Raw genomic sequence first — 26,052 nt, forward strand, 5'->3', positions numbered from 1 at the left:
GCGGTCCTCCTGAATACACGCGTCGCTTTAAGGTTTTTCGTGAGCAAGCTTGAAGATGCAGTGCCCGCGCGGAGTCCCCGAATATTCACGTTTTTTAGGGGTTCTCGGTACCTTGGACAATTAAGCAATACTGGGTTTCGCATTTGGTATTGGTGCCTAGCAGCGAGGCGAACTTAAACGCGCCAGTGGGAGATACAGGGGAGATTGTTACGGGGTAGCGATTGTCCAGGCGCATGCGGCCCTTGGGCTCGACGATGGTTTTCTTGCCTTGTTGTATCGCGTACACCTTGAAGTCGCTGTTATTCCAGACCTCTATCATCTCGGTCAACGCTCGGTTTGGAGTAACGGACGGCGCTTGGACGGGAGGGGCGACGACATGGCCATCCGGCTGGGTGGTTGCGTCGGCAATGGCCGGTGAGGTGACGGCGTTGACCATCAAGAAAGTGACGAAGAGATGATTTTGAATGTTCATGTTTGGTCGTCCCTGAGTTAAAAGAAGGTTACGGTACTGAGCCTCAACCCTCTTCAGCACCGACCTTTATTCAACGGTAATACAAGGGACTTGTAACCTGTGAAATCTAACAGGTCGGCTCACTGATCCATTGATTTTTTCTATTCAAGTGCCAGGCGATCGCCCACAGCGTCAGGCTGCGCACCGCCATGAACAGCAGGAAGGTGATCCACAACCCGTGGTTACCCAAGCCCTGCAGCGCCCAGGCAACCGGTAGCACCGCTATCACCGTCAGCAACATCCCATTGCGCATCTCCCGCGCCCGCGTTGCGCCGATAAACAGGCCGTCGAGCAAATAACTCCACACCGCTATCAATGGCAATACCGCAAGGTAGGGCAGGTAGATATCGGCGGTTTCGCGCACACTGGGAATATCGGTTTGCATGGCGATAAACAGATGGCCGCCGAAGGTGAACAGCAGGGCAAAGCCGATGCTGGCGATCAGCGACCAGCCACAGGCAACCACCAATGATCGCCTTAACGCCTGGCGGTCACGCGCACCGATGGCGTGACCGCACAAGGCTTCGACAGCGTGGGCCAGGCCATCCAGGGCATGTGCCGTCAGCAACAGGCCATTGAGCAGCAGCGCATTGGCTGCAACGGTGGCGTCCCCCAACCGTGCACCTTGCACCGTGATCATGAAAAACACTGACTGCAAGGCGAGGCTGCGAATAAAGATATCGCGGTTCACTGCCAGCAGCGGGCGCCAGCTTTGCCACAGTGTCAGCGCGGCCCAGGCGATATGCCCGGGATAGGCACGCAGGGCTTTTTGCGTGAGTGCCAGGCCGAGCAGGGCGCCGGTCCATTCCGCAATCACCGAGGCGCGTGCGGAGCCGACCACGCCCCAGTCCAGGCCGAGTACAAACCACAGGTTGAGCGCGATGTTCACCAGGTTGGTGGTCAGCAAAATCGCCAACGGCGCTCGCGCATTCTGGGTGCCGAGGAACCAGCCGACCAGCGCATAGCTGGCGAGGGCGGCGGGCAGGCCGAACAGGCGGGTGTGGAAAAACTCGCGGGTCAGTTGGTTCAGTTCTGGCGAAGGCTGCATCCATTCCAGGGCCAGATGGCTCAAGGGAATGCCCACGGTGCCCAGCAGCATCGCCAGGCCCAGCGCCAGCAACAAGCCTTGCAACAGGATCTGCCGCAACGCTGCGCCATCATTGCGCCCGGCGGCTTGGGCGGCGAAGCCGGTGGAGCCCATGCGCAGGAAACCCATGGCCCAGGCGAGGAAGGTATACAGGCTGGCGCCGACAGCCACGGCGCCCAGTTGGTGGGCGTGGGGCAGGTGGCCGATAACCATGCTGTCTACCAGGGCGACCAAGGGCACGGAGATATTCGACAGGATCATCGGCGCGGCCAGGGCCCAGACGCGGCGGTGGGTAGGGCGGTGGCGCCAGTCGGTAAGCAGGGCGGTCATGAAGGCTCCTTGGTGGAGCGGCATTGTAACCGTCAACCCGCCACACAGCAGAACCAATGTGGGAGCTGGCTTGCCTGCGATAGTAGTGGGTCAGCCAGTGAAGATATTGGCTGAAAGACCGCTATCGCAGGCAAGCCAGCTCCCACAATTTGATCTCCAGTGGCTGTGGGATTTGGCTTGGCTTCATGCCAACCTAGAACCAACCGCCCCTCCGTCGGTCAATGTGACCGGCGCCGCAGCAGCCAGGCCGACGCTGATATATAGTTCACCCCCAGGTTCCCTCTGACGACGAGTGCCCCATGTTTAACAAAGGACTGTTCCTCGCTTGCGCGCTGGCCCTGCTGAGCGCCTGTGATTCTTCCGATAAACCGGCCGCACCCGCGGCCCCTGCAGCGCCAAGCGTGGCACCCAAACCTGCCAAGGCGGCGGTGGACGTGGCAGCGTTGAAGCAACGCTATGCCGGGCGTGAGCTGAGCGTGGTGGACGTGTCCGAGGTGCAGTTGGATGGCGCCAGCACGCTGTCGGTGAGTTTTTCCATTCCCCTGGACCCTGATCAGAAATTCGCCGACAAGCTGCACCTGGTAGACAGCAAGTCCGGCAAGGTCGATGGCGCCTGGGAACTGTCCGATAACCTGATGGAACTGCGCCTGCGCCACCTTGAGCCGCAGCGCAAGCTGGTGTTGACCGTCGACGCCGGGGTGAAGGCGGTCAACGGCAACACCCTCGCCGCCGAATACAGCGCCCGCCTGGAAACCCGCGACCTGCAAGCCACCGTCGGCTTCGCCAGCCGTGGCACCCTGTTGCCGACGCGCCTGGCCGAGGGCCTGCCGGTGATCGCGTTGAATGTCGACAAGATCGACGTGGAATTCTTCCGGATCAAACCCGAATCCCTGCCGTCATTCCTGGCACAGTGGGGGCGCAATACCAGCCTGCAAAGCTATGAGTCCCGGGAACTGCTGCCGATGGCCGAGCTGGTGTACGGCGGGCGTTTTGACCTGAACCCGGCGCGCAATACCCGCGAAACCCTGCTGCTGCCCATTGCCGGCCTCAAGCAGTTGCAGCAGCCGGGCGTGTACCTGGCGGTGATGCGCGCTTCAGGCACCTACAACTATTCGCAACCTGCCACCCTGTTCACCTTGAGTGATATCGGCCTGTCGGTGCACCGCTATGCCAATCGCCTGGATGTGTTTACCCAGGCGTTGGAAGGCGGCAAGGCGCTCAACGGCGTCGATCTGGAAATCCTCGATGCCGAAGGCCGCGTGCTCGGCCAGGGCAGGACCGAAGACGGTGGCCACGCCGAGTTGCCACTGCCGAAAAAAGCCCAGGTGTTGCTGGCAAAGCAGGGCGAGCAGACCAGCCTGCTGCGCCTGGACAGCGCCGCGCTGGACCTGGCCGAGTTCGATATCGGCGGGCAGCCCTCTCACCCGTTGCAGTTCTTCGTGTTCGGCCCGCGTGACCTGTATCGCCCCGGCGAAACCGTGCTGCTCAACGCGCTGTTGCGTGACAAGGATGGCAAGGCGGTGAAGCCTCAGCCAGTGAGCGTCGAAGTGCGGCGCCCGGATGAGCAGGTGAGCCGCAAGTTCGTGTGGGAGGCCGACGCGTCTGGCCTGTATCAATACCCGTTGCAACTGGCTGGCGAAGCGCCGACCGGGCGTTGGCAGTTGGTGTTCGACCTCGGTGACGGCAAACCGCAACTCTATGAATTTCTCGTCGAAGACTTCCTGCCCGAACGCCTGGCGCTGGAACTCAAGGGCAGTGACACGGCGTTGAGCCCAGCAGATAACCCGGTCATCCAGGTCAACGGTCGTTACCTCTACGGCGCGCCCGCCTCCGGTAACCGCGTCAGTGGCCAAGTGTACGTGCGCCCACTGCGTGAGGCGGTCAAATCCCTGCCGGGCTACCAGTTCGGTTCCGTCACTGAAGAAGAGCTGAGCCAGGATTTCGAACTGGACGAAAGCGTACTCGATGCCAATGGTGAGCAAGCGCTGACCCTGGAAAGCAAGTGGGCCGAGGCCAAATCGCCGTTGCAGCTGATCGTGCAAGCCAGCCTGCAAGAGTCCGGCGGGCGGCCGATCACCCGGCGCCTGGTGCAGCCGATCTGGCCGGCCGAGCAATTGCCGGGCCTGCGCGGGCTGTTTGACGGCAAGGAAACCAACGGCGATGGCCCGGTGGAATTCGAAGTGCTGGTGGCCAACCAGGACGGTCAGAAACTGGCCGCGCAAGACCTCAAGGTGCGCCTGGTGCGTGAGCGCCGCGACTACTACTGGAACTACTCGGAGAATGACGGCTGGAGCTACCACTTCAACGAGAAATTCCTCAACCTCGATGAGCAGAGCCTGAACATCAAGGCTGGCGACACCGCCAAGGTCAGCTTCCAGGTGGAGTGGGGCCCTTACCGCGTGGAGGTCGAAGACCCGCACACCGGGCTGGTCAGCAGCCTGCGTTTCTGGGCCGGCTACCAGGCCCAGGACAACACCGAAGGCGGCGCCGTGCGCCCAGACCAGGTCAAGCTGGCATTGGACAAACCCGCCTATGGCGATGGCGACACCGCCAACGTCACCGTCACGCCACCGGCTGCCGGTAAAGGCTACCTGTTGGTGGAGTCCGCCGAAGGGCCGCTGTGGTGGCAGGAAATCGACGTGCCGGCCGAAGGCAAAAGCTTTGCGGTGAAGCTCGACCCGAAATGGTCGCGCCACGATCTGTATGTGAGCGCCCTGGTGATTCGTCCCGGCGAGCGCAAAGCCAACATCACGCCTAAACGCGCCGTGGGCTTGCTGCACCTGCCGCTGGATCGCACCCAGCGCAAACTCGGCCTGACCCTCACCGCGCCAGAAAAAATGCGCCCCAAACAACCGCTGACGGTGAAGATCGCCGCCAAGAACGCCGATGGCAGCGTGCCCCAACAGGTGCACGTACTGCTGGCGGCGGTGGACGTGGGCATCCTGAATATTACCGAATACCCAACGCCCGATCCGTACGCGAGTCTGTTCGGCCGCAAAGCCTATGGGGTCGACCAGTTCGACATCTATGGGCAACTGATCGAAGCTGGCCAAGGGCGCCTGGCCAGCCTGGCATTTGGTGGCGACGCGGCGTTGGCCAAGGGTGGCAAGCGCCCGGATACCAGCGTGACCATCGTCGCCCTGCAAAGCGCGCCGGTGACCTTGAACGAGAAAGGCGAGGGCGAAGTCAGCGTCAATATCCCCGACTTCAACGGCGAACTGCGCCTGATGGCCCAAGCCTGGAGCGATGATCGCTACGGCATGGCCGAAGGCAAGACGGTGATCGCCGCCCCGTTGATCGCCGAGTTGTCAGCACCGCGCTTCCTGGCGGGAGGCGACCAGACCACCTTGGCCCTGGACCTCTCCAACCTGTCGGGCAAGGCCCAGAAACTCGATGTGCAATTGACCGCGCAAGGTCAGTTGCAGTTGGTCAACAGCGGCGTGCAATCGGTTGAGCTCAAGCAAGGCCAGCGCACCACCCTGCGTATTCCGGTACAAGCCTGGGGCGGTCTTGGCCAGGGCAAGGTCACGGTCACCGTCAACGGCCTGGACTTGCCGGGTGAAAACCTGCCGCCGTTCAGCCGCGAATGGACTTTGGGCGTACGCCCGGCGTACCCGGCCTTGCTCAAGCATTACCGTGCCGTACTCAAGGATCAGCCGTGGAGCTTGCCGTCGGGTGCACTGGATCAATTCGATGCATCGGGACGTGAGGCGTTGTTGAGCCTGTCGAGCCGGCCGCCGTTAAACCTGGGGGCGCAGATCAGTGCGCTCAAGGCGTACCCCTATGGTTGCCTGGAGCAAACCGCCAGTGGCTTGTACCCGTCGCTGTACGCCGACGACGCGCTGCTCAAGCGCCTGAGCATCAAGGGCGAGCCGGATGCCGAGCGCAAGCGCAAGATCGAGTTGGGCATCGAGCGCCTGTTGGGCATGCAGCGCTACAACGGCAGCTTCGGCTTGTGGGGCGCCGATGGCGAGGAAGAATATTGGCTGACTGCCTATGTCACTGACTTCCTGCTGCGCGCCCGCGACCAGGGTTTTGCCGTACCGCCTGAAGCCTTGAAGAAGGCCAGCGAGCGCCTGTTGCGGTATGTGCAGGAACGTAACCTGATCGAGGTGGATTACAGCGACAACGCTGAACACACCCGGTTTGCCGTGCAGGCGTATGCCGGCATGGTGTTGGCGCGCAGTCAGCAGGCGCCGTTGGGTGCGTTGCGCAGCCTGTTCGAACGGCGCAGCGATGCACGCTCCGGCTTGCCGCTGGTGCAGTTGGCCATTGCCCTGCAGAAAATGGGTGACCAGCCACGCGCGGATCAGGCGTTGTTGGCCGGCTTGGCGGCGCAGCGCAATGCCAATGAGTGGCTGGCCGACTACGGCAGCCCGTTGCGCGACCAGGCGATGATTCTGGCATTGCTGGAGGAGAACGACTTGGCCAAGGGCCAGCGCGAGGAGCGTTTGTTTACCTTGTCGGACCAATTGGCGGCCAGCCCGTACCTGTCGACCCAGGAGCGTAATTCCCTGTTCCTGGCCGGGCGCCTCGGGTTCGCCAAGCCGCAAGCGAACTGGCAAGTGTCGCTCACCGGCAGTGGTGGCGTACGCGAGTTGAACAACCAGCAATCGACGTTGGAGTTGGATGGCAAGTTGTTGTCCAGCGACCTGGCCTTGAGCAATCAGGGTGAAGCGCCGGTGTACCAGCAATTGACGGTTTCGGGTTATCCACAAGTGCCGCCAGCGGCGGGTGGCAACAACCTGAGTATCCGCCGCGAGTACCTGGGCATGAACGGCCAGCCGTTGAACCTGCGTAACCTCAACAGCGGTGATCTGGTGCTGGTGCACTTGGCGGTCAGCGCCAAGCAACGCGTACCGGATGCCCTGGTGGTCGACCTGTTGCCTGCCGGCCTGGAACTGGAAAACCAGAACCTGGCCCAAAGCGCGGCGAGCTTGGAGAACGCAAGCAGCCAGGTGAAGGAGTGGCGTGAGTCGATGCAGAATGCCTCGCTCAAACACCAAGAGTTCAGGGACGATCGCTATGTGGCAGCGATGAATCTGGATGGCTATGGCACCACGCACTTGTTGTACCTGGCGCGTGCGGTGACACCGGGAACCTACCGCGTGCCGCCGCCGCAGGTAGAGTCGATGTATCGGCCGAACTGGCAGGCGGTGGGCGAGACGCCAGTAGATATGGTGATCAAGGGCCGCTGAAAGACAATGGTGCGATCCCTGTAGGAGCGAGCTTTCTCGCGAAAAACGTCAACGATAACGCGTGTTTCCTGGGAGAACGCGGTGTCTGTGAGTTTTTCGCGAGCAAGCTCGCTCCTACAGGGGGAGTCGAGTGGTTATAACGTCAGTGCACGACCCAACTGAGTAGCCAAAGCCCCAGCATCAGCCAGATGATCCCCACGATAATCGAGGCCCGCATAAAGGCGCGTACCGCAGAGTAGAGGAACAACAACCCGACGATCAGGGTGATGATGCTGATGATCGAGGTGTCCATGCCCAAGGTGCGTGACAGGCCGTCGATAAAGTTGCCGCCGGCGTGGGTCAAGGCCCCGAACAAACCGCTGAGCCCGTCGACGATAAAACGGATGACGGAACCGAGCGCCTGGCCCAACCATTCGAAAAAGCTTTCTACCTGCATGTGCGTGTCCTGATGAGAAGGTGGGCGTAACTGTGCCTTTGGTTGTCGATAACGCAGGCGAGTTCCCTGCAAGCATAGAGGTTTGCCCGTTTGAGTTTTAGTTTAATCACGTCCGGATGTACGCGGCCCAATGTGGGAGCTGACTTGCCTGCGATAGCGGTGGGGCAGTTGTGGATAAGTTGACGGACCCTGCGCTATCGCAGGCAAGCCAGCTCCCACGGTTATTGCGCTGGGCTTTGGGTTGTGTGGTGTTGGTGGTTGCCCTGCTATGGCTGGCCGATCGTATTTGGCCCTTGCCCCTGCCCCAGGACGACCTGGCCCGGGTAGTGCTGGCCGAAGATGGCACACCACTGTGGCGATTTGCCGATGCCAATGGCGTATGGCGCTACCCGGTACACACCAGCGAAGTATCGCCTTATTACCTCGACGCGTTGCTCACCTATGAAGACCGTTGGTTCTACCAACACCCCGGCGTAAACCCGTTGGCGCTGGTGCGGGCGACCTGGCAAAACCTGAGCGGCGCTCGGGTTGTCTCCGGTGGCAGCACCTTGTCGATGCAAGTGGCGCGCCTGCTCGACCCGCACTCACGCACCCTGCACGGCAAGTTACGCCAGCTGTGGCGTACCGCGCAGTTGGAGTGGCACCTGTCCAAGGACGAAATCCTCAACCTGTACCTCAACCGTGCGCCTTTCGGCGGCACGCTGCAGGGCGTGGCGGCGGCGAGTTGGGCCTACCTGGGCAAGTCGCCGTCACAGCTGACCCACGCCGAAGCCGCGTTGCTCGCGGTGTTGCCCCAGGCGCCGAGCCGTTTGCGCCCGGACCGTCATCCGCAGCGCGCCCAGGAGGCCCGCAACAAAGTGCTGCGCCGCCTGGCCGAGTTTCAGGTATGGCCGCAATCGGCGGTCGATGAAGCCCTGGAAGAACCCCTGTTGCTCGCCCCACGCCTGGAACCGAGCCTGGCGCCCTTGCTCGCACGCCGCCTGAACCGGCCCGACAGCCCGCCGCTGATCCGCACCACCCTGGATGCCACCTTGCAACGCCGTCTCGAAGACCTATTGCTGGGCTGGCGCGCACGCCTGCCGGAACACACGTCGGCGGCCATCCTGGTGGTGGAAGAAGAAAGCATGGCGGTGCGCGCCTACCTAGGGTCGGTGGATATCAACGACACCAAACGCTTTGGCCATGTGGACATGATCAGCGCGCTGCGTTCGCCCGGTTCCACCTTGAAACCTTTTCTCTACGGCATGGCGTTGGACGACGGCCTGATTCACTCCGAATCGTTGTTGCAGGATGTGCCTCGACGCTATGGCGATTACCGCCCTGGCAACTTTTCCATGGGCTTTACCGGGGCGGTGCCGGCGAGCACGGCGTTGTCCAGCTCGTTGAACCTGCCGGCGGTGCAGCTGCTGGAAGCCTACGGGCCCAAGCGCTTTGCCGCGCAGATGCGCATCGGTGGCATGCCGTTGGCGTTGCCGGCATTGGCCGAGCCGAACCTGGCGTTGATTCTCGGCGGTGCGGGCAGTCGCCTGGAAGATCTTGTGGGTGGCTACAGCGCCCTGGCGCGTGATGGCAAGAGCGCCAGCCTGCGGTTACAGCCGGACGATACGCTCAGGGAGCGACCGTTACTGTCGCCCGGCGCCGCGTGGATTGTGCGGCGCATCCTCAGCGGCCAGGCGCGGCCCGATCGCGACCCGCGTGCCGAGCTGGTCCAACGCCCGGTGCTGGCGTGGAAAACCGGCACCAGTTATGGCTTTCGCGATGCCTGGGCGATTGGCGTGGGCCCGCGTTACCTGATCGGCGTATGGATCGGCCGGCCCGATGGCACGCCGGTACCGGGGCAATTCGGCCTAGCGTCGGCAGCGCCGTTGATGTTGCAGGTGCATGACGTGCTGACCAACCGCGACAGCCAGCGCGGCATCAGTGCGCCGGTCAAACCAGTGCCGGCGAACATCGGCGTAGCGGCGATCTGTTGGCCGTTGGGCCAGCCCATGAGCCGCAGCGACCCCAATTGTCGTCGCCAGCGTTTTGCCTGGACCCTGGACAACACCACGCCGCCGACCTTGCAGGCATTGGATCAACCCTTGAGTGTGGGCTTGATGGAAAGCATCTGGGTTAACACAAAGGGCTTGAGGGTCGATGCTCATTGCCCTGGCGCAACCCCCAAAAGCATTGCCCTCTGGCCGGCGCCGCTGGAGCCCTGGTTGCCAAGGATTGAACGCCGTGAAGCGCGCATTCCTGCGCCTGACCCGGATTGCCCGCCACCGGCGCTGGCCGCGTCATCGCCGTTGTCCATCGTGGGCGTACGCGAAGGCGACCAACTGCGCCTGCCCGCCGCCAGTCAGCAAGCCTTGCGCCTGAAAATCTCCGCCCTGGGCGGCAGTGGCCGGCGTTGGTGGTTTCTCAACGGTGCGCCGTTGGGCGACAGCGCCAATCAGGACAGCGTCAATGCCAGTTTTGAACGGCTGGGCCGCTATCAGCTCAGCGTATTGGATGAAGCCGGTCAAACTGCCAGGCTCGAATTCAGCGTTGTCGACTAGCCCCCACTGTAGGAGCGAGCTTGCTCGCGAAAGACGTCAACGATAACGCGAGCGTCCTGGATAAACGCGGCGCCTGTGAGCTTTTCGCGAGCAAGCTCGCTCCTACAGACGCTTGCGTTCATCCCCCATCCCCCTGAAGCTATACCCATTCAGGAGCCACCGCATGAACCTCGAACACCTCACCGAACGCTTGCACCGCATCCGCGATACCAATGACTGGAAGCAGTTCCACAGCCCGAAAAACCTGGCCATGGCCGCAAGTGTGGAAATGGCCGAGCTGGTGGAAATCTTCCAATGGCTCACCGAAGACCAATCCCGCCAACTGCCCGCCGATAAACTCGCCCATGCGGGCCAGGAGGTCGGTGATATCGTTCTGTACCTGCTGTTGCTGTGCAGTGAGCTGGGCCTGGATATGAACGAAGTGGTGCGCGCCAAGCTGGCCGATAGCGAACGGCGGTTTGCCCATGAGTGATCGTCATTTCGACCAGTTGGCCACGCGCTTTGCCGAAAAGATCTACGGCGGTGCCAAGGGCGCGATTCGCCTGGCGGTGCTCCAGGCCGATCTGGTGCAAGCCCTGCCGCAACGCCCGTTGCGCGTGCTGGATATCGGCGCAGGCCTGGGGCATATGTCGCTGTGGCTGGCCGAGCAGGGCCACGAGGTAACCCTGGCCGAACCCGCTGCGCCGATGCTTGAAGGGGCGCGTCAGCGCTTTGCTGACGCCGACCAGACCGCGACCTTTATTCATGCACCGTGGCAGGACTTGCTCGGCCAACTCACCGAACCTTACGATCTGGTGCTGTGTCATGCGGTGCTGGAGTGGTTGGCCGAGCCCCACGCCATCCTGCCAGTGTTGCACCAACTGACGCTGCCGGGTGGCTGGTTGTCCCTGGCCTTCTACAACCGTGATGCGTTGATCTACCGCAACCTGCTCAAAGGCCACTTCCGCAAAATGCGCAAGAACGACATGGCCGGCGAAAAACAGAGCCTGACGCCGCAACAACCCCTGGACCCGCGGGAGTTGGCGGCGCAACTTGAAGGTTTGTGGCAGGTCGAAAGCCAAAGTGGCGTGCGGGTGTTTCACGACTATATGCCGGTGGAATTCCAGGCGCGCGCCAACCTGCAGGACTTGTTGGAGATGGAACTCGCTCACCGTCGTCACCCAAGCTTTGCCGGGCTTGGGCGATATTTGCACTGGATCTGCCGCCCGGTTTAAGCGGCCCAGCGTGGGAGGTCGACATGCGTCGTCTCGGTTTAATCCTGTTGTCTCTAGGCCTTGGGGCTTGTTCGAGCCCCAACCCTTACGTCGCCAGTTCGGCACCGATGCCGCCGGCGCCCGCCCAGGCGGCCACTACCTTTGATGCCAGCGCCTACCCTGCGCCGGTACGCGACTACGGCGCCTACCGCAGTTGGGGCTGGCTCAACGGCCAGTTGCCGGCGGGCACGGCCTGGGCCGATTCGGCGCAGATTGCCGAGGCGGTCAGCGGCGCCCTTGACCAGCGTGGCTTGCGGCCCTTGCATGACAAGCGTGCGCCCGACCTGCTGGTGAGCGCCGATGTACGCCTGGAAAAACGCCTGCGCCAGGTCCAGGACGATTATGGTTACGGCTACGGCGGTTATAACCGTTATGGCAACGGCTATGGCATGTACAACAGCGTGCCGGTGGTGCGCACCTATGAAGTGACAGTGGCCGTGGCGCGTATCAGCCTGTTCGATGCGCGCACCCGCCAGCCGGTGTGGAGCACCAGCGCCGAAACCACCAGCCAGGGCAGCCTGAGCGAACGCGCCGATAGCTTGCGCAAGGCGATGCAGAAGGCAATGGCTGCCTATCCACCCAGTTAGCAGCTATTCTCATTACAGGCCCACGTTGTTTTTGGAGTACACCATGCTTCGTCGCATCGCTGCACTTGCTGTTGTCATGTTGCTGGGCGGTTGCCAGAGCAACCAGGTCAACCACGATTTCGACGCCAGCCGAGACTTCGGCGCCTACCGCAATTGGGCCTGGAAAGACCCGGCGTTGCAGTACCGTCCCGATGACCCGCGAATCAAGAGCGACCTCACCGAGCAACGCATCCGCCAGGCCGTGGGCGAACAGCTGGATCAGCGCGGTTTGCGTCCTGCGGCGGCGGGTACGAAGGCAGACCTGAATGTGCAGGCCTACCTGATCGTCGAAGACCGCCAGCAGCAAGTCACCACCAACTATGGCGGTGCCTGGGGCGGCCCGTGGAATGGTTATTGGGGCGCGCCGATGTACAACGAAACGCGCAACATCACCTACAAAGTGGCGACCATCCAGATCGACCTGCTTGATGGCAAGGACGGCAAGCTGGTGTGGCGCGGCAGCGACGAACAAATGATGGCCAGCACGCCAAACCCCGAGGATCGCAACAAGGCCATCCGCAGCACTGTGACCAAGATCCTTTCCAATTACCCGCCGCGCTGATCACCCCCTCTCACCCCTGTGGGAGCGGGCTTGCTCGCGAAAGCGGTGTGTCAGTCACTGCTTCAGTGACTGACACACCGCTTTCGCGAGCAAGCCAGCTCCCACATTTGATCTTCAGTGTTTTGAGCATTGCGTTCGCTTAACTGATTTGTATTAGGGCTAGCTCCGCACGGTTATATCCGATATTCAGTACATCTCCGCCAGTCGCCAATGTGGCGAGTTGCCAGCAACCTGTCGAAGCCTTGTCTACACTCCAGTGCAACGGAGAGTTAGCGCAGGAGTGCTTCGATGTCTCCCCGATTCGGTTCCAGACAGCGTGGTGCAATAGGCTTGATGGCGGCAGGCACCTTGGCCTTGGCTCTGGTGTTCACGTTGCTGGCGGTCGACAGCGGGCGCTTGTATCTGGAAAAGCGCAAGCTGCAATCCGTCGCCGACACCTCGGCGCTGGAAGCGGCCGGTCTCGGTGGCCAATGCGGCACTAACACCACCGCGAATGCCTATGCCACACAAAATGCGGCGCGCAACGGTTTCGTGGTCGGCAATGGTCGCACCCTGGCGGTGACGTGCGGCACCTTGGCGACCAACGCCCTCAACACCCGTGTGTTCAGCGCCGATGCCACCAAGAATGACGCAATCCGCGTGGTGGCCTCGCGCACCGTCCTGACCAGCATCGCCAATGGTCTGTGGAACCTGTTCAGCGGCGCGCCGATCACCCCGCAAATCAACTTGAGCGCCACCGCCGTTGCGGCGACACCGCCGCCCGTGGCGCAGCTGTCGATCCGCAGCAGCCTGGCCAGCGTCGATTCAGGCAAATCCCCGCTGCTCAACCTGGTCATCGGCAACCTGCTCGGCGGCAACCTGTCGCTCACGGCGGCGGGTTGGAACGGCTTGCTGCAAACCAACGTCAACCTGCTCAGTTATTTGGACCAACTGGCGATCAACCTGAACGTGAAGGCCGGTGACTACGATGCCTTGCTCAGTACGGCGGTCTCGGCTACTCAACTGATCGACGCTGCCGTGAAGGTCTTGCAGAAAAACGGTGCGGCGGTCACAGCGGTCGTCAACGACGTGATTTCGATTCAAGCCATTGCACCGAACAGCAAGCTGTTGACCGTGGGCGACCTGATCGACATCGCCACCGGCACGCCGACGGCGGCGCTGAACAGCAACGTGCAGTTGTTTCAACTGTTGGAAGCGGTGGCGCAGTTGTCCAGCAGCAAGAATGCGGTGAGTGCGGCGGCCCAACTGAACGTTCCGTTGGTAGGCAACGTTTCGATCCAGACTAAAGTGATTGAGCCACCGCAGCTGTCGGCGATTGGCAATCCTGCGTTGGCCAAGAAAGGCTTGCAGAATATCCCGCCAACCGATCAGATTTTTGTACGCACTGCGCAAGTGCGTACGTTGGTGTCTCTTCAACTGCCTGTGTTGAATGGCATCAATGGGCTGACGTCTGCGGTTTCAGCCATTACGACTCCGGTGACAGGTGTCGTAAACAACTTGCTGCATTTGAATTTGGTGAGCCTATTGGACCCACTGTTGTGCCTGATTTTAAAGCCTTGTGATCATACCGATGTTCAGTTGTTGAGCGGTCTGGATATAAACATCGAGGTTGCCAGCGCAACAAGCTATATCAAGGATTTCAATTGTGCGAGTAACGCGACTAAGTCGTTAACTGTGCAGGTTGAGACGGCGATCGCAGATGTTTCGGTAGGCAAAGTGGACCCGATAAAGGCTTTCTCCTCCGCAACGAAATCTGAAGTGAATCCAGTAGCGCTTGTTGATATCGGCGTACAGACATGCAAAGGGATATTCGGCTGTGGCCCACGTAAGGCAGGTGTGGGTGGGAGTTTATTGTTATCAGTCGAACATGCGAAGGTTGGAGGAGGAGAGCACACCTTAGTATTTTCTCCTGTCAACGACATGAATCAGGCACCTACCTATATGTCCGCCCCCCCTTCTACAGATGTGGTCAAAGGCCTAGTCAACACATTGGGTGCGGTCCAGGTGAGTTACGTTCCCCCGCCCGGTAGTACCCCGAGCGGAATACTGCCGGTAGTGTCGGGGTTGCTCGCCACCATTACCAACACGCTGGTAGCGGCGATCAAGAACATATTGTCGCCGGTACTCGATCCGATTGTGGATACCCTGTTGAGCGCCTTGGGCATCAACCTGGGCAACGCCGAAGTCGGTGCCAACCTCTCTTGCCATATGGGCCGAGCTTATCTGGTGATTTAGCCTGTCGAATTCCGGCCAGCGTGGTTTGACGGGGCGCTTAAGACCAAGAGCGGCTCGCTTCGCATCGTGGTTAGCGGATTGAGTTCTGCGCGATGGGCAACTCGACGCAGAATTTCGCACCAGCCTCGCCATTGCTGACACTCAGGCGCCCACCCATATTTTCCACAATCCCATAGCTCACCGAGAGCCCCAGTCCGGTACCCACGCCTATCGGTTTGGTGGTAAAGAACGGCTCGAAAATCCGCTCCAGCAAGCGCGGGTCTATCCCGCCGGCGTTGTCTTCGACCCAGATACGCACATGGCGGCTGTCGTGCTCGCTGTGCAGGGCAATCCAGGGGCGCAGGGCAGGGTCTTTTTCTCGCTGGCTGAGTAATGCGTCGCGGGCGTTGACCATCAGGTTGATCAGCACCTGTTCCAACTGGTCGACATAGCCTTTGACCTGCACCGAGAAGTCCGCAGGGCTGATGCGCACGTCCACACCTTTGCCGCGCAAGCCTTCGCTGAGCAGGGACAGAGTGCCCTCCAGTGCCTGCGCCGGGTCGAACGGTTGCTGCTCGATTTCCGAGCGGCGGCCGAACACGCGCATATGGTCGACCACCCGTGCCGCGCGTTGCACCTGGGCGTCGATGCGCTGGAGTTTTTCCGTGAGGTAGTCGATTTGCACATCGCCATTGCCCAGGCGCTTGAGCACGTTGACGACGGCCATGTGCATCACGTTCAGCGGTTGGTTGATCTCATGGGCCAGGCCGGTGGCCATTTCGCCGAGGGTGGCCATTTTCGCGCTTTGGGTCAGTTGCTGCTGGGAGCGGCGCACTTCGGTGTTGTCACGGCCCACGGCCTGCACTTCGATCAGGGCGCCTTGTTCATCGAAGACGCCACGGTCCGACCACACCCACCAGGCATGTTCGCGCCCGGGCAGTTGCAGGCTGATTTCCGCCGTGCTCACCGGGAATTCGGGGGTCAGTTGCTGGATGCGCTGTACAAAGGCGGCGCGTTGTTCATCCGACAGCCACTGGCCCAGGTCGATGCCTGGCAGTTGCTCGGGCCGACACTCCAGGTAATTGGCCAGCGGCGTGTTGCCGAAGGTGAGGATCAGGTCGGGGCGGTAGCGACAGATCATCGCTGGCGAGTCTTCCACCAGGATGCGATAGCGCTCCTCGCTCTGGCGCACCTGTTCGGCAGCCAGGGTCGCCTCGGTGACGTCCAGCCACAGGCCCACGGCTTCCACCGGCAGGCCGAGGTCGTCGCGCAAAAGCTTGGCTTCGTCGAGCAGCCAGTGGTAGTGGCCTTGTTTGTCGCGCAGGCGGTAGCGGCTGCGCACGTTGCCTTCGCGCAGCAGTTGGCGGGTGCGTTCGAAGTAGCGTTCTCGGTCGTCGGGGTGGATCAGCGCCGCCAGGGTGTCGTGGTTGCAATCGGCCAAGGTCCAGCCCAACAGCGGCAACAGGCTGGCGCTGAAAAACGCCGGGTGCAGCGCGCCGTTGACGTAGCGCTGCACATAGATGACGGCCGGTGAGCTGGCGATCAGGTTGTCCAGGCGCGCATGGGCGGCGGCTGCTTGCAGTTGCTGGTTCTGGATGTCGCTGATGTCGAGCATGAAGCCGATCCAGCGCCGTTCATTGCCGGCGCCCAGCACTTGGCCTTGTATGCGGTACCACAGGGGCGACTGCTCGGACTCGGTGCGTTGCAGGCGCACGCTGGTCAGCAGTGGCTTGCCCAGGGCCTGCAGGTCTTGCAGGCGGCTGTTGAGGGCCTGGCGGTCGGCGGGGTGGATAAGTTCGAGCCAGGTGCCGAGAGGTTGGCGGGTGGGGCCTTCGTCCAGGCTCAGGTTGCGCAGCAATTGTGGCGCCAGTTGGATCTCCTGGGTGGCGGGCAACAGTTCCCACCAGCCAGTGCCGAGCAGGCCTTGCAGGGCTTCTACCCGTTCCAGTTGCTGGTAGTGACGCTGTTCGCGCAGGCGGCCCAGCAGCGGCGCGGCGAGTGCTGCGCACAGGTTCAGCCAGTCACGCTCGCCGGTGTGGGATGCCTGGCCGTTATAAAAACCACACAGCAGCCACGCGGCGGCGCCATGGCTGTCGCGGTACGGCACCAGGAAGCCGTCGGCATTGCCAAATACACTGTGCAAGCGCGGGTTGTCGCTGCGGCCCTGGGCAACGTCCAGGCTCAGTGGCGTGTTGCCGTTGATGCTGTCCAGGCTGGTGCCCAGGTGCTGCCCGGTTTGCCATAAGGCCGGGGCGTCGTGGGCGGTGTATTGGCTGTAGATGCGCCAGCCCTGGTCATCTTCGTCGAGCAGTGCCATGGCGACGCAAGGGATGCGCCAGCGCTGGGCCACGCTGCGCAGGTGTTCGCTGAACACCTGGGGCAGGCGGTTGAGGCTGCACACGCGCAGCTGTTCGCTCATCAGGGCGGCGAGTTGGTGGTTCTGCTCGCGTTGCTGCACCCGTAACCGGTCGGCCAGCAGGTCAGTGATGTCCAGCAGGTGCAGGGCCCAGCCGTCGCCCTCCGGCTCGATCCAGCCGCGGGTATGCAGGACTTGGCCGGCAGCGCCCTGGAAGTCGAGGTCCAGGCCGTGTCGTTGCCACTCCTGCGGCGTGCCCTCGACACTCCGCGCGCTGTCGGCACACAGCAAGATCTGCAATGGTGGGTTGGGCGCGTTGGCAAGATGCTGGGCAAGCAAAGGCCTCAAGGTGCCTGAGATGTTCAGCACCCGCCCCAGGTTGTCCAATTGCACTTGCAGGCCCGGCGCGGGTGTTGCTGGCGCGTCCAAGGCCAGGGCGCTGGTGCGCCCGCGCAGGCGTGCGAACAATTTATCCCCCGTCGTCAAAACTGAAGGCTCGAGGTAGCAGTGAGGTGGGTGGGCAGGTTCGGTACGGTGCCCACCCCGGGCAATACCAGGGCCGGCAAGACCGCTTTGATATTGGCCGAGGGGTAGGTGATCTTCACCGTCAGCAAATTATTGGTGTAGGTGGCGGTGATATAGCCGGGCAAGAAATTCAAGGAACTGGGAATCCAGTTCAACTGGGCCTGAGTCGCCTCCTTGGCGCGTTGCACAACCAGGGCCGAATAGCCTGAACCCGCAGTGATTGGGTCCAGGGACACACTGCGGCGTACCCCTTCGGCGGCTGCTTGGTGAAATGACTGCATCAACAGCAGCGGCAAGCTGTAGCTGAGCATGCCGTAGAACACCGCAAAAAAAATCACGAAGACCAAGGCAAACTCGATCGCCGCAGCACCTTTTTGCTTTCTCGGGAGGCTCGATTTCATGACTGCGTCTACCCTGAGGCGAGTACTTGATATCAGCATAGAATCATTCAGCCAAAAGGGATGTTTTTTACGTGATCCAGACGCTAGTGATTGTGCTGTGGTTGGGCGTATGTACCGTGCAGGATATTCGCCAGCGCCAAATTGCCAATACGCTGACCCTGGGCGTCGGGCTGCTGGCGTTGATCTACCTGCTGTGGGCGGGGTCGACCTGGCTGGGCGCGCCCCGTAGCGAGGGTGGCCTGGCCTTGGCTTTGGCGCTGGTGCTGACCTTGCCGGGCTATGCGTTGGGCCGCTTTGGCGCGGGGGATGTGAAGTTGCTAGCCGCCTTGGGGCTGGCCTCCAATATCGAGTACCTGCTGGGGTCGTTGATCGGTGCCGGCATCGCCATGGTGGCCTGGACACTTATGCATCAATGGCTTAGCTCGTGCCGTGTCGAGGGTAAGGCGCAGGTGTCAACAAAGCAGCCTTTTGCTCCCTTCGTTTTGACAGGTTTTGCCGGCAGCTGGCTTTGGATCCATCAGTCGCACGAGTTGATTAATGCTATGTACATAGTCGGAAAGTACGTCTACGTTTAATGAGTAGTTGTGTAGGAATTTTCGTCAGAAGGGATAGGTCATCATTTGGCTTGCCAGGCATGGAGTAGCGCGTGAACAAGCTTACGTCTGCAGTAAAAGTGCTCGTAGTCGACGATCAACCATTAATCGTAGAGGAGCTCTGTGAATTTCTTGAAAGCAGCGGGTACCGTTGTGTCCCGTGCGAGTCCAGCCAGCAAGCTGTTCAGCGTTTTGGCGAAGACCTTCAGATTGGTTTAGTGCTGTGTGACCTGCATATGCCGGACATGGACGGCATCGAACTGGTCCAGGCGCTGCAGCGGATCGCCGGTAAACATCGTGCGTTCGAAGCGATCATGCTCACCGGTCGCGCCGACAAGCAGGATGTGATCAAGGCGCTGCGTGCGGGCATCGCCGATTACTACCAGAAGCCGATCAACCTCGATGAATTGCTCGAGGGCCTCAAGCGCCAGGAAGCGGCATTGGAGGAGCGGCAGAAAGACCTGCAGTTGGGCACGCTCAACCAGAAGTTGCAGTACCTGTCCGAATCCATCAACGACTTGTATATGGACTTGGACAAGGTGCGCCGTAACCCGACGCCCCAGGACCATGACGGGGCCCCATCGACCGATGAGGCCGGTTCGTTGGAGATTCCGGCGATTTTCAATCAGCTGTCACCGCGCCAGTTGGACGTGGCACGCCTGGTGGGCAAGGGTCAGACCAACTATCAGATTGCCTGTGAATTGGGGATTACCGAGAACACGGTCAAGCTGTATGTGTCCCAGGTATTGCGCCTGACCCATATGCACAACCGCACGCAGTTGGCGCTGGCGTTGTCACCGAACAACTCGGCGATGCGCCAGCGGGTGACGGCGCACTAGCACCGCCCTACGGTAGGAGCGAGCTTGCTCGCGAAAAACGCCAAGACACCGCGTTACCCCAGGATGCACGCGTTATCGTTGACGTTCTTCGCGAGCAAGCTCGCTCCTACAGGGGTTATTTGCCGCCCTGCGCAGTGCCGCCTACTTTCTGATCAAAAAACTCCGGAATCGGGTGCTTGTTGCTGTCCAGCCAGCGCTTGAGCGCTTGTTCGCGTTCTGCCGGCGTGGTTTTTTGCGGGTTGGCCGAGGCTGCGCGGCCGCTCAGTTGCAGCGCCATCCAGTTTTCCGTTTCTGCCTGCCGGGGTGAAGACGGCCCCGCTTCGATGGCCGAAGCGAGGAGGGGTAGGGCCAGGCAGGCAAGGCCAGCGAGGTGGAGGAATTTCATCATTGACTCCCTATTTCACAGAGGCCGGCAGCGTGTCGCTGACCGCCGCTACCTGATCCTTGACTGGACGCTGCGGTGCCGTGCCAGCGTCCTTGAGGTGTTGCGCCCGTGCCTGGGCCCGAGTCACCTGATCGGGACTCAAGCCGAGTTGGCCGACCACTTTCGCCGCTTGCTCCCAGTTGTCCTGATAGATCAGCAGGGTCACCAGGTTGACCGCCGCCAATTGATCGCTCTGCTTGAGCTCGATGGCGGTCATGAACTCAAAGCGTGCGTCGTCCAGGCGCCGTTGGTCGAGGTACACCACGCCCAGGTCATTGCGGATTTTTTCGTCGGTAGGCGCCAGTCGTGCCGCACGTTGCAGGTGAGCCATGGCCTGGCCATTGTCGCCCTTGGCCGACGCCAGTTGCCCCAGGCCGTGCTCACCGTCGGCGGCCAGGCAGGTGCCCAGCAGGCTGCGGTACAACGGCTCGGCGTCAGGACGGCCTAGCAAGCGATAGGCACGGGCCTGGCGTTGACGAACCTGGGGCAGAGCGCTGGGCAGGTTCTGCAGGTTGGCGAGGCTGGCGTGCAGCTTGCCTTCGTTGGCCATGTCATCGGCCAGGTTCAGCGACAGCTCCTGGTCCGAGCTGGGCTTGGGGCAACTGCCCGGTGCCAGCAACCCGGCCCACGGGACCTGGCCATTGCTGGCACAACCGCCCAGCATCAGCAGGCTCAAGGCGACGATCAGTGGTTTCATGGCAGGCTCCTCAAAAGTTATTCAAGGCTCGGGAGATGGCGATCATGGCCGGCCCCCCCAGCACGATCAGCAAGGCGGGAAACAGGAACACCATCATCACCACGGACATCTTCGCGGACATCTTCGAGATGTATTCCTGCAGGCGGGTCAGGCGGCGGTCGTCGAGCAACTGCTTGAGGGCCAGCAAGGATTTCATCGCGCCGCCGCCTTGGTGGATCAACTGCTGAAGGATGATGCAGGTGTCGGTGAACTCATCCACGGCCAGCAGGCGTGCGGTCTTGCCCAGTTCTTCGGACAGTTCCAGGCCTGAGTCGACCCTTACCAAGACCAGGCGCAGTTCACGGGTCAGGTCTGGCAGCAGGCGCTGGGCTTCGGTGCTCAACACCCGCAGCGATTGCTCAACCGCCATGCCGGATTCGAACAGGATGCGCAGCAACGGAATGAAGGTGGAAATTTCTCGAGCGATGCGCTCCTGGCGGTATTTCGCGCTGAGGGCCAGGATGCGTTTGGGCAGCAGGTAACCGATGCCCAGGGCAATTGCCGGGGCAATCCAGGGTGAGCCGGCATGGGGAAACAGCAGTTGCTGGCCGAGCAGGGTCAAGCCCAGCAGCACGATGGGCACGCCGATCTGGAAAGCGGCAAACATGGAGCGCTGGTTGGCTTTGCGCCAGCCGACGCGGTTGAGCAGGGTCTGGGTTTCGTTGTCCAGGCTGACGGAGCGCTGGGCTACAGCGCTGGCGCCCAATTGGCGCATCAGGCTGCCAAGCTTGTCCTCGCGGGTCAGTTGGCCTTGCAGGCGTTGACTGACCAGGCGTTGACGGCGCCTTTGCTCCAGCAGGTTGCCGACGATCAAGGCGACGGCGGCGAGCGACAACAGGATGCAGATCAGGATGGCCATCTCAAATACTCCGCAACATGCGCCACATGACGAAGGTGCCCGTGATGTCGAGCGCCACTGCGGCCAGCAGCAGGTAGCGCCCGGTACCGTCATTCCACATGCTCATCAGGTAGCCCGGGTTGACCATCAGGAAGTAGCCGACCATGACGATAGGCAAGCCCGCCAGCACATAGGCGGTCATGCGCGTTTCGCCAGTCATGGCCTTGAGTTGGCGCGCACCCTGTTCGCGCTCGCGGATCATCTTGATCAGGTTTTCCAGCAGTTCGCTGGCGTTGCCGCCGTAGCGGTGGTTGACCTTCAGGCCCAGGGCAAACAGGCGGAACTCATCGCGTTCGTAAAACTCGGCAAAGTCGCTGACCGACTCCGGCAGGCTCACGCCCATTTGCACGTTACGCTGGATGCGGCTCATCGCCTGTTTGAGCGGCGCTTCGGTGCTGTCAATCGCGCCCAGCACAGCGTCCGCCAGGGTGCGCCCAGACTTGAGGCTGCGCACGCTGTGGTCCAGTAGTTGGGGTAATTGTTCGATCATGCGCTGCACTCGCCGTTGGTAGCGCCAGGCGATAAACACACGCAGCAGCAGCGGCGGCATGATCAGCATCACCAACAGGCCCAGCCCGCCGGCCAGCAAGTAACCCAGCAACATACCCACCGCCCAGCTACTCAGCCACAACCCCAGGCGATCGGTGGGCTTGCCCAGGCCGGCGCGCTGGAACATGCGCTCCAGCGCGACCCAGCTGCCGTTCGGCTCCTGGGCTACCGGCTGGCCATCGGAGAGGCGCTCCAACACCCGATCGGTACCGGCCTGGCGCAGCCCTCGCTGGAACAGCCAGACGGACAGGCTGATCAGCAGGATACAAATGAGCAGCAAGACAAGTCCGGTCATGAGCCCTCTCTACAACGGCAATGCCGATTCACGCCGCAGCTTGTCGCCGGCCGGGTTGAGCGCTTCGCGCAGGAAGCCAAAACCGGTACGGCGGTCGAGGCGGAACAGGGTGTTGGTGACATACACGTCATCGCGCACGCCCACTACTTCCACCACCTCGCTGACGCAACGGCGCCCATCGGGCAGGCGCGTCAGTTGGATCACCACATCCAGTGCGGCGCAGATCATCTGCCGCAGGGTTTTCTCCGCCACCACACGGCCGGTCAGACCCACCAGGGTTTCCAGGCGCAGCAACGCGTCCTGGGCATTGTTGGCGTGCACGGTGCTCATGGAACCGTCATGGCCGGTGTTCATGGCCGTCATCACGTCGAGCACTTCGACGCCACGGATCTCGCCAAGGATGATGCGGTCGGGGCGCATCCGCAGGGCGTTGCGAATCAGGTCGCTGGCCTTGACCTCGCCATGCCCCTCGGCATTGGGCGGGCGGGTTTCCAGGCGCACCACATGGGGGTGGCCCAGTTGCAGCTCGGCCACGTCTTCGATGGTGACCAGGCGTTCGTGGGGGTTGATCAATTGGCTGAGGATATTGAGCAGCGTGGTCTTGCCGGTGCCGGTGCCGCCACTGATGAGGATGTTGCAGCGCTTGCCCACCGCTTCCTGGAAGAACTCGAAGATGTTGTGGTCGATGGTCTGCATCGCCACCAGGTCGCTGCTCTTGAGCATGTCCTTGCGAAACTTACGGATCGACAGGCAGGGGCCGTCCAGGGCAATCGGCGGGATGATCGCATTGACCCGGCTGCCATCCGGCAAGCGCGCATCGACCATCGGCGACGACTCATCCAGGCGCCTTCCAAGGGGCGCGAGAATGCGCTGCATCACGCGCTCGACATGGTGCGCGTCGATAAAACGCAGATCGCTCTGGTGGAGTACTCCGTCACGCTCGATAAACACCCGGTGTGGGCCGTTGACCAGGATCTCGGTGATCGACACATCGCGCAGCAGCACTTCCAGCGGGCCGAAGCCGGTCAGCTCATCGACGATTTCCTCGGCCAGGCGCTCCATCTCATAGCGCGAGATGGCCAGGTGCATGCGCGTGATGTATTCGGCCACTTTGTCGATGACAAATTGCGCCAGGGATTGGCGCGAGCCTTCCAGCAGGTTCTGGCCCGACTCTTCGATGGCATCAATGATGTAGCGATGCAGCACCAGTTTCAGGCCGTCGTGGTCGTTGTGCGCGGCGCTTCCACGGGCCGGGGCGCCGAAGAGTTTTTCGCCGTTCATCGACTCGCCCCCAGCAGGCGTTCGAACCAGCGTGTCGAAGGTTTATCCAGGCCTTCGGAGCGTTTGGCCAGACGCTCGCCCAGGTGGCGCAGGGCTTGGGTCAAGGCTTCGCGGGGGGCCAGGGTGAACAGGCTTTGCCCCTGGTTCTTGGCGTTCAGGCGCACTTCGGGGCTCAAGGGCAGCACGGCGATGCACTCCAGGCCGAAGCTTTTTTCCAGGGCTTCGGTGTCGGGGGCACAGCCTTTGACGTAGCGATCGACGAGCAGCTTGGCATGGTCGAGCTTCATGCCTTTTTCGCGCCACAGGTTCAGCACCGCCAGGTTGCGCCGACAGTCGAGCACGCCCTGGTCGGTGCACCACAGCAGCTTGTCGCAGTGGCTGACAAAGGTGCGCAGGGCTTCGCTGTCCGCTTGCCCGGTGAGGTTGACCACGATGTGCTGGAAGTGCTGGCGCAAGGCGCTGAGCAACATGTACAGCTCGGCGGCGCTGGTTATTTCCAAGGGTTCATCGCTGGCGGCGTAGGCAAGGATCCGCAGGCCGTCGTCGGTGCTGGTGAACGCGCTGTTGATCAGCGTGGCGTCTAGGCGGCGCAGGTGGCGCAAGGCGTCGCCGAAATTGAAGGTGCTGTCCAGGCCCAGCAGCGCCAGGCTGTCACCCCTGGGCAGGCCAAGATCGAGCATCAGCGTCTGCTGGCCACTCTTTTGCACCACCATCGCCAGGTGGCTCGCCAGCAGGGCGCCATCGGTATTGCCCTGGGCACCGTAGAGTACGGTGAGGCCGCCAAGATGGGCGTTCGGCGCGGTGGGCGGCAAGCGCTTGCTCAGGCGCCGCACCAGCCCGGCCACTTCGCTGGAGCGTGAACCATAGGCGACAAAATCCCGCGCACCGGCACGCATGGCGTTGAGTACCAACTGGTTGTCCATGCCGTCGCCCAAGGCCACCACCGCCAACATCGGCTTGGCTTCCAGGGCGCCTTCGATCAAGGCGCTCTGGGCCACCAGGTGTTCACGGTCCAGACCCACGAACACCAGGTTGGCGAAGGTCACGTCCACCAGTGCCAGCAATTCATCCAGGCTGCCGCCGCCCACGCTGATCACTTGGCCAAGGGGTGCCAGCGCGCCCTGGAGCCATTCCAGGTCGGTGCTGTTGCGGGTGATTGCCAGGAAGGTCTGGCTCAGGCTATCGCTCATTGGGAAAGTCCACTGCGACGGTCGAAGTTGCCGTTTTCCAGGAAGAACAGGCGGAACCAGTTCGGGTCATAGGTGCGCAGTTTTTCGCCGGGCAGCGACGGCAGCTGCGCATTGGCGGCCAGTGGCTGGACGAGGTGCGGCGTGACAATCATCAGCAGCTCTTTCTCTTCGCTCTGGATATTGGAGTCGCGGAAAAACGCACCAAGGATCGGGATATCGCCCAGGCCCGGAAGCTTGGCGATGGTGGAGCGGTTGGTACTGCTGATCAGGCCGCTGATCACGAAGCTTTCGCCATCGGCCAGTGACACGCTGGTGTCGGTACGTCGCACGGTCAGGGCCGGCACTTGAATGCCTTCGATGCGGATTGCATTGTTGTAATCCAGCTCGCTGACTTCCGGGGCGACTTTCAGGGCGATGCGGTTGTGGTCGATGACCGTGGGCGTCAGCGTCAGGCGAATGCCGAATTCCTTGTACTCAATGGTGATGGTATCGCTGCCGGCAGAGGGCACCGGGATCGGCACTTCGCCGCCGGCCAGGAAGGTCGCGCTCTGGCCGCTCATGGCCACCAGGCTCGGGCGCGCCAGGGTATAGGCGAAGCCGCTGCTTTCCAGGGCGTTGATCAGTGCCTTGACCCGGCCACCGCCAAACCCGATGTTGAAGTTGTCGGCGCTCACCGGCAATTTGAAGATGCCCTCTGACGGGGACAGCAAGTCGGGGCTGCCGAGGAAGAAGTTTTTACCCATGCCGAGGATCTTGGTGCTGGCTTCCTTGAGTTTGGTGCGGCTGACTTCGACGAAGCGGATATCGGTCTGCACCTGGCTGGGCAGCGTCGGGTCTTCGGAGGGCGACAGCGATTGGCTGGTCAGCGCCGAGGTGGCCTTGCCTTTGACGAACACCATGCTCTGGCGCGGCGTGGTCGAGCAGCCGGTCCACACCATCAGGCTGGTGGCTCCGCTGCCAACGCCGGTGAGCAGGAAGTGGCGGTCGCCGTTGACCCGCACATCGGCGATTTTCGGGTCGCCGATAGCCAAGCGCGTAATCGCTACCGGCGATTGCAGCTCAGTCTGCAAGCCTTCGCCCACCTCGATCACAGCGGGCAGTTGGCCCAGGGCGTTGCAGCTGCCCGATGCGCCCATCGCCATGCCCAGGGGCAGGCACGGCAGCATCAAGGCCAAGGCCAATTGAGCGTAGCGTTGGCTCATTCAAGGCAT

General features: G+C 61.9%; 21 protein-coding genes. 9 read left to right on the forward strand and 12 right to left on the reverse strand.

The window, feature by feature from the left end:
• Window positions 1–94 precede the first annotated feature (94 nt).
• Together ODQ19_RS09525 and ODQ19_RS09530 are read right to left on the reverse strand one after the other, a co-directional pair.
• A complete protein-coding gene (locus tag ODQ19_RS09525; RefSeq protein ID WP_330209883.1) occupies window positions 95–472 on the reverse strand; it encodes a hypothetical protein in 378 nt (125 codons plus the stop codon).
• A 106-nt stretch (window positions 473–578) separates the two neighbouring features.
• The gene (locus ODQ19_RS09530; protein WP_330209884.1) at window positions 579–1,928 is read right to left on the reverse strand and encodes an MATE family efflux transporter; all 1,350 of its coding nucleotides are present in this window, start codon (window positions 1,926–1,928) and stop codon (window positions 579–581) included.
• 299 nt (window positions 1,929–2,227) lie between these two features.
• Between ODQ19_RS09530 and ODQ19_RS09535 the strand changes: the two genes are divergently transcribed.
• Entirely contained in the window at window positions 2,228–7,126 is a 4,899-nt protein-coding gene (locus ODQ19_RS09535; RefSeq protein WP_330209885.1) for an alpha-2-macroglobulin family protein, read from the forward strand.
• A gap of 142 nt (window positions 7,127–7,268) precedes the next feature.
• Here the strand turns inward: ODQ19_RS09535 and ODQ19_RS09540 are convergent, their stop codons facing one another.
• A complete protein-coding gene (locus ODQ19_RS09540; RefSeq protein ID WP_003188208.1) occupies window positions 7,269–7,562 on the reverse strand; it encodes a hypothetical protein in 294 nt (97 codons plus the stop codon).
• A gap of 224 nt (window positions 7,563–7,786) precedes the next feature.
• On the opposite strand from ODQ19_RS09540, the gene pbpC reads away from it, so the two are divergent.
• The 6 genes from pbpC (at window position 7,787) to ODQ19_RS09570 (ending at window position 14,775) form a co-directional block, all read left to right on the forward strand.
• Window positions 7,787–10,099: a peptidoglycan glycosyltransferase PbpC gene (gene pbpC, locus ODQ19_RS09545; RefSeq protein WP_330209913.1), complete on the forward strand. Its 2,313-nt coding sequence runs from the start codon at window positions 7,787–7,789 to the stop codon at window positions 10,097–10,099.
• Window positions 10,100–10,262: 163 nt separating this feature from the next.
• A complete protein-coding gene (locus ODQ19_RS09550) occupies window positions 10,263–10,571 on the forward strand; it encodes a MazG-like family protein (protein ID WP_003188211.1) in 309 nt (102 codons plus the stop codon).
• Window positions 10,564–11,313: a methyltransferase gene (locus tag ODQ19_RS09555; protein WP_330209886.1), complete on the forward strand. Its 750-nt coding sequence runs from the start codon at window positions 10,564–10,566 to the stop codon at window positions 11,311–11,313. The genes ODQ19_RS09550 and ODQ19_RS09555 overlap by 8 nt, the downstream gene beginning before the upstream one ends.
• Window positions 11,314–11,336: 23 nt before the next feature.
• The gene (locus ODQ19_RS09560; protein ID WP_003188213.1) at window positions 11,337–11,939 is read left to right on the forward strand and encodes a DUF4136 domain-containing protein; all 603 of its coding nucleotides are present in this window, start codon (window positions 11,337–11,339) and stop codon (window positions 11,937–11,939) included.
• A 43-nt stretch (window positions 11,940–11,982) separates the two neighbouring features.
• Complete coding sequence (locus ODQ19_RS09565) at window positions 11,983–12,540, forward strand: DUF4136 domain-containing protein (RefSeq protein WP_014716741.1); 558 nt, start codon at window positions 11,983–11,985, stop codon at window positions 12,538–12,540.
• Window positions 12,541–12,828: 288 nt separating this feature from the next.
• Complete coding sequence (locus tag ODQ19_RS09570) at window positions 12,829–14,775, forward strand: pilus assembly protein TadG-related protein (protein WP_330209887.1); 1,947 nt, start codon at window positions 12,829–12,831, stop codon at window positions 14,773–14,775.
• Window positions 14,776–14,845: 70 nt separating this feature from the next.
• Here ODQ19_RS09570 and ODQ19_RS09575 read toward each other — a convergent pair whose 3' ends face one another.
• Window positions 14,846–17,596 (reverse strand): PAS domain-containing protein, encoded by a 2,751-nt coding sequence (locus ODQ19_RS09575; RefSeq protein WP_330209888.1) that lies wholly within the window; start codon window positions 17,594–17,596, stop codon window positions 14,846–14,848.
• Entirely contained in the window at window positions 17,593–18,036 is a 444-nt protein-coding gene (locus tag ODQ19_RS09580) for a TadE/TadG family type IV pilus assembly protein (protein ID WP_116666850.1), read from the reverse strand. Before ODQ19_RS09580 ends, ODQ19_RS09575 begins: the two co-directional genes overlap by 4 nt.
• A 71-nt stretch (window positions 18,037–18,107) precedes the next feature.
• On the opposite strand from ODQ19_RS09580, the gene ODQ19_RS09585 reads away from it, so the two are divergent.
• Together ODQ19_RS09585 and ODQ19_RS09590 are read left to right on the forward strand one after the other, a co-directional pair.
• Window positions 18,108–18,611 (forward strand): prepilin peptidase, encoded by a 504-nt coding sequence (locus ODQ19_RS09585; RefSeq protein ID WP_330209889.1) that lies wholly within the window; start codon window positions 18,108–18,110, stop codon window positions 18,609–18,611.
• A gap of 71 nt (window positions 18,612–18,682) precedes the next feature.
• Window positions 18,683–19,468 carry a response regulator transcription factor gene (locus tag ODQ19_RS09590; protein WP_116666852.1) on the forward strand — a complete coding sequence of 262 codons (786 nt, stop codon included), beginning with the start codon at window positions 18,683–18,685 and terminating at the stop codon, window positions 19,466–19,468.
• 115 nt (window positions 19,469–19,583) lie between these two features.
• Here ODQ19_RS09590 and ODQ19_RS09595 read toward each other — a convergent pair whose 3' ends face one another.
• The 7 genes from ODQ19_RS09595 to ODQ19_RS09625 are packed head-to-tail and all read right to left on the reverse strand — an operon-like array spanning window position 19,584 to window position 26,043.
• Window positions 19,584–19,853 (reverse strand): DUF3613 domain-containing protein, encoded by a 270-nt coding sequence (locus ODQ19_RS09595; RefSeq protein ID WP_330209890.1) that lies wholly within the window; start codon window positions 19,851–19,853, stop codon window positions 19,584–19,586.
• Between the two features lie 10 nt (window positions 19,854–19,863).
• The gene (locus tag ODQ19_RS09600; RefSeq protein ID WP_116666854.1) at window positions 19,864–20,589 is read right to left on the reverse strand and encodes a tetratricopeptide repeat protein; all 726 of its coding nucleotides are present in this window, start codon (window positions 20,587–20,589) and stop codon (window positions 19,864–19,866) included.
• 10 nt (window positions 20,590–20,599) lie between these two features.
• Window positions 20,600–21,487: a type II secretion system F family protein gene (locus ODQ19_RS09605; protein WP_330209891.1), complete on the reverse strand. Its 888-nt coding sequence runs from the start codon at window positions 21,485–21,487 to the stop codon at window positions 20,600–20,602.
• Between the two features lies 1 nt (window position 21,488).
• Window positions 21,489–22,370: a type II secretion system F family protein gene (locus ODQ19_RS09610; RefSeq protein ID WP_330209892.1), complete on the reverse strand. Its 882-nt coding sequence runs from the start codon at window positions 22,368–22,370 to the stop codon at window positions 21,489–21,491.
• Between the two features lie 9 nt (window positions 22,371–22,379).
• Window positions 22,380–23,651: a CpaF family protein gene (locus ODQ19_RS09615; RefSeq protein WP_116666857.1), complete on the reverse strand. Its 1,272-nt coding sequence runs from the start codon at window positions 23,649–23,651 to the stop codon at window positions 22,380–22,382.
• On the reverse strand, window positions 23,648–24,841 hold the full coding sequence (locus ODQ19_RS09620; protein ID WP_330209893.1) for an AAA family ATPase: 1,194 nt from the start codon (window positions 24,839–24,841) through the stop codon (window positions 23,648–23,650). The genes ODQ19_RS09615 and ODQ19_RS09620 overlap by 4 nt, the downstream gene beginning before the upstream one ends.
• Window positions 24,838–26,043, reverse strand: a complete 1,206-nt coding sequence (locus ODQ19_RS09625) for a type II and III secretion system protein family protein (RefSeq protein ID WP_054896411.1) — start codon at window positions 26,041–26,043, stop codon at window positions 24,838–24,840. The genes ODQ19_RS09620 and ODQ19_RS09625 overlap by 4 nt, the downstream gene beginning before the upstream one ends.
• Between the last annotated feature and the right edge of the window lie 9 nt (window positions 26,044–26,052).

Origin of the sequence: Pseudomonas sp. AM4(2022), assembly GCF_036346515.1 — a bacterium.
GTDB lineage: Bacteria > Pseudomonadota > Gammaproteobacteria > Pseudomonadales > Pseudomonadaceae > Aquipseudomonas > Aquipseudomonas paracarnis.

Excerpts from the sequence above, each read along its gene's own strand:
- ODQ19_RS09600 (WP_116666854.1), bottom strand. The coding sequence starts at position 20,589 with ATGAAACCACTGATCGTCGCCTTGAGCCTGCTGATGCTGGGCGGTTGT.
- ODQ19_RS09530 (WP_330209884.1), bottom strand. The coding sequence starts at position 1,928 with ATGACCGCCCTGCTTACCGACTGGCGCCACCGCCCTACCCACCGCCGC.
- ODQ19_RS09555 (WP_330209886.1), top strand. The coding sequence starts at position 10,564 with ATGAGTGATCGTCATTTCGACCAGTTGGCCACGCGCTTTGCCGAAAAG.
- ODQ19_RS09610 (WP_330209892.1), bottom strand. The coding sequence starts at position 22,370 with ATGACCGGACTTGTCTTGCTGCTCATTTGTATCCTGCTGATCAGCCTG.
- ODQ19_RS09625 (WP_054896411.1), bottom strand. The coding sequence starts at position 26,043 with ATGAGCCAACGCTACGCTCAATTGGCCTTGGCCTTGATGCTGCCGTGC.
- ODQ19_RS09540 (WP_003188208.1), bottom strand. The coding sequence starts at position 7,562 with ATGCAGGTAGAAAGCTTTTTCGAATGGTTGGGCCAGGCGCTCGGTTCC.
- ODQ19_RS09550 (WP_003188211.1), top strand. The coding sequence starts at position 10,263 with ATGAACCTCGAACACCTCACCGAACGCTTGCACCGCATCCGCGATACC.
- ODQ19_RS09620 (WP_330209893.1), bottom strand. The coding sequence starts at position 24,841 with ATGAGCGATAGCCTGAGCCAGACCTTCCTGGCAATCACCCGCAACAGC.
- ODQ19_RS09595 (WP_330209890.1), bottom strand. The coding sequence starts at position 19,853 with ATGAAATTCCTCCACCTCGCTGGCCTTGCCTGCCTGGCCCTACCCCTC.
- ODQ19_RS09570 (WP_330209887.1), top strand. The coding sequence starts at position 12,829 with ATGTCTCCCCGATTCGGTTCCAGACAGCGTGGTGCAATAGGCTTGATG.
- ODQ19_RS09615 (WP_116666857.1), bottom strand. The coding sequence starts at position 23,651 with ATGAACGGCGAAAAACTCTTCGGCGCCCCGGCCCGTGGAAGCGCCGCG.
- ODQ19_RS09565 (WP_014716741.1), top strand. The coding sequence starts at position 11,983 with ATGCTTCGTCGCATCGCTGCACTTGCTGTTGTCATGTTGCTGGGCGGT.
- ODQ19_RS09580 (WP_116666850.1), bottom strand. The coding sequence starts at position 18,036 with ATGAAATCGAGCCTCCCGAGAAAGCAAAAAGGTGCTGCGGCGATCGAG.
- ODQ19_RS09605 (WP_330209891.1), bottom strand. The coding sequence starts at position 21,487 with ATGGCCATCCTGATCTGCATCCTGTTGTCGCTCGCCGCCGTCGCCTTG.
- ODQ19_RS09560 (WP_003188213.1), top strand. The coding sequence starts at position 11,337 with ATGCGTCGTCTCGGTTTAATCCTGTTGTCTCTAGGCCTTGGGGCTTGT.
- ODQ19_RS09535 (WP_330209885.1), top strand. The coding sequence starts at position 2,228 with ATGTTTAACAAAGGACTGTTCCTCGCTTGCGCGCTGGCCCTGCTGAGC.
- ODQ19_RS09525 (WP_330209883.1), bottom strand. The coding sequence starts at position 472 with ATGAACATTCAAAATCATCTCTTCGTCACTTTCTTGATGGTCAACGCC.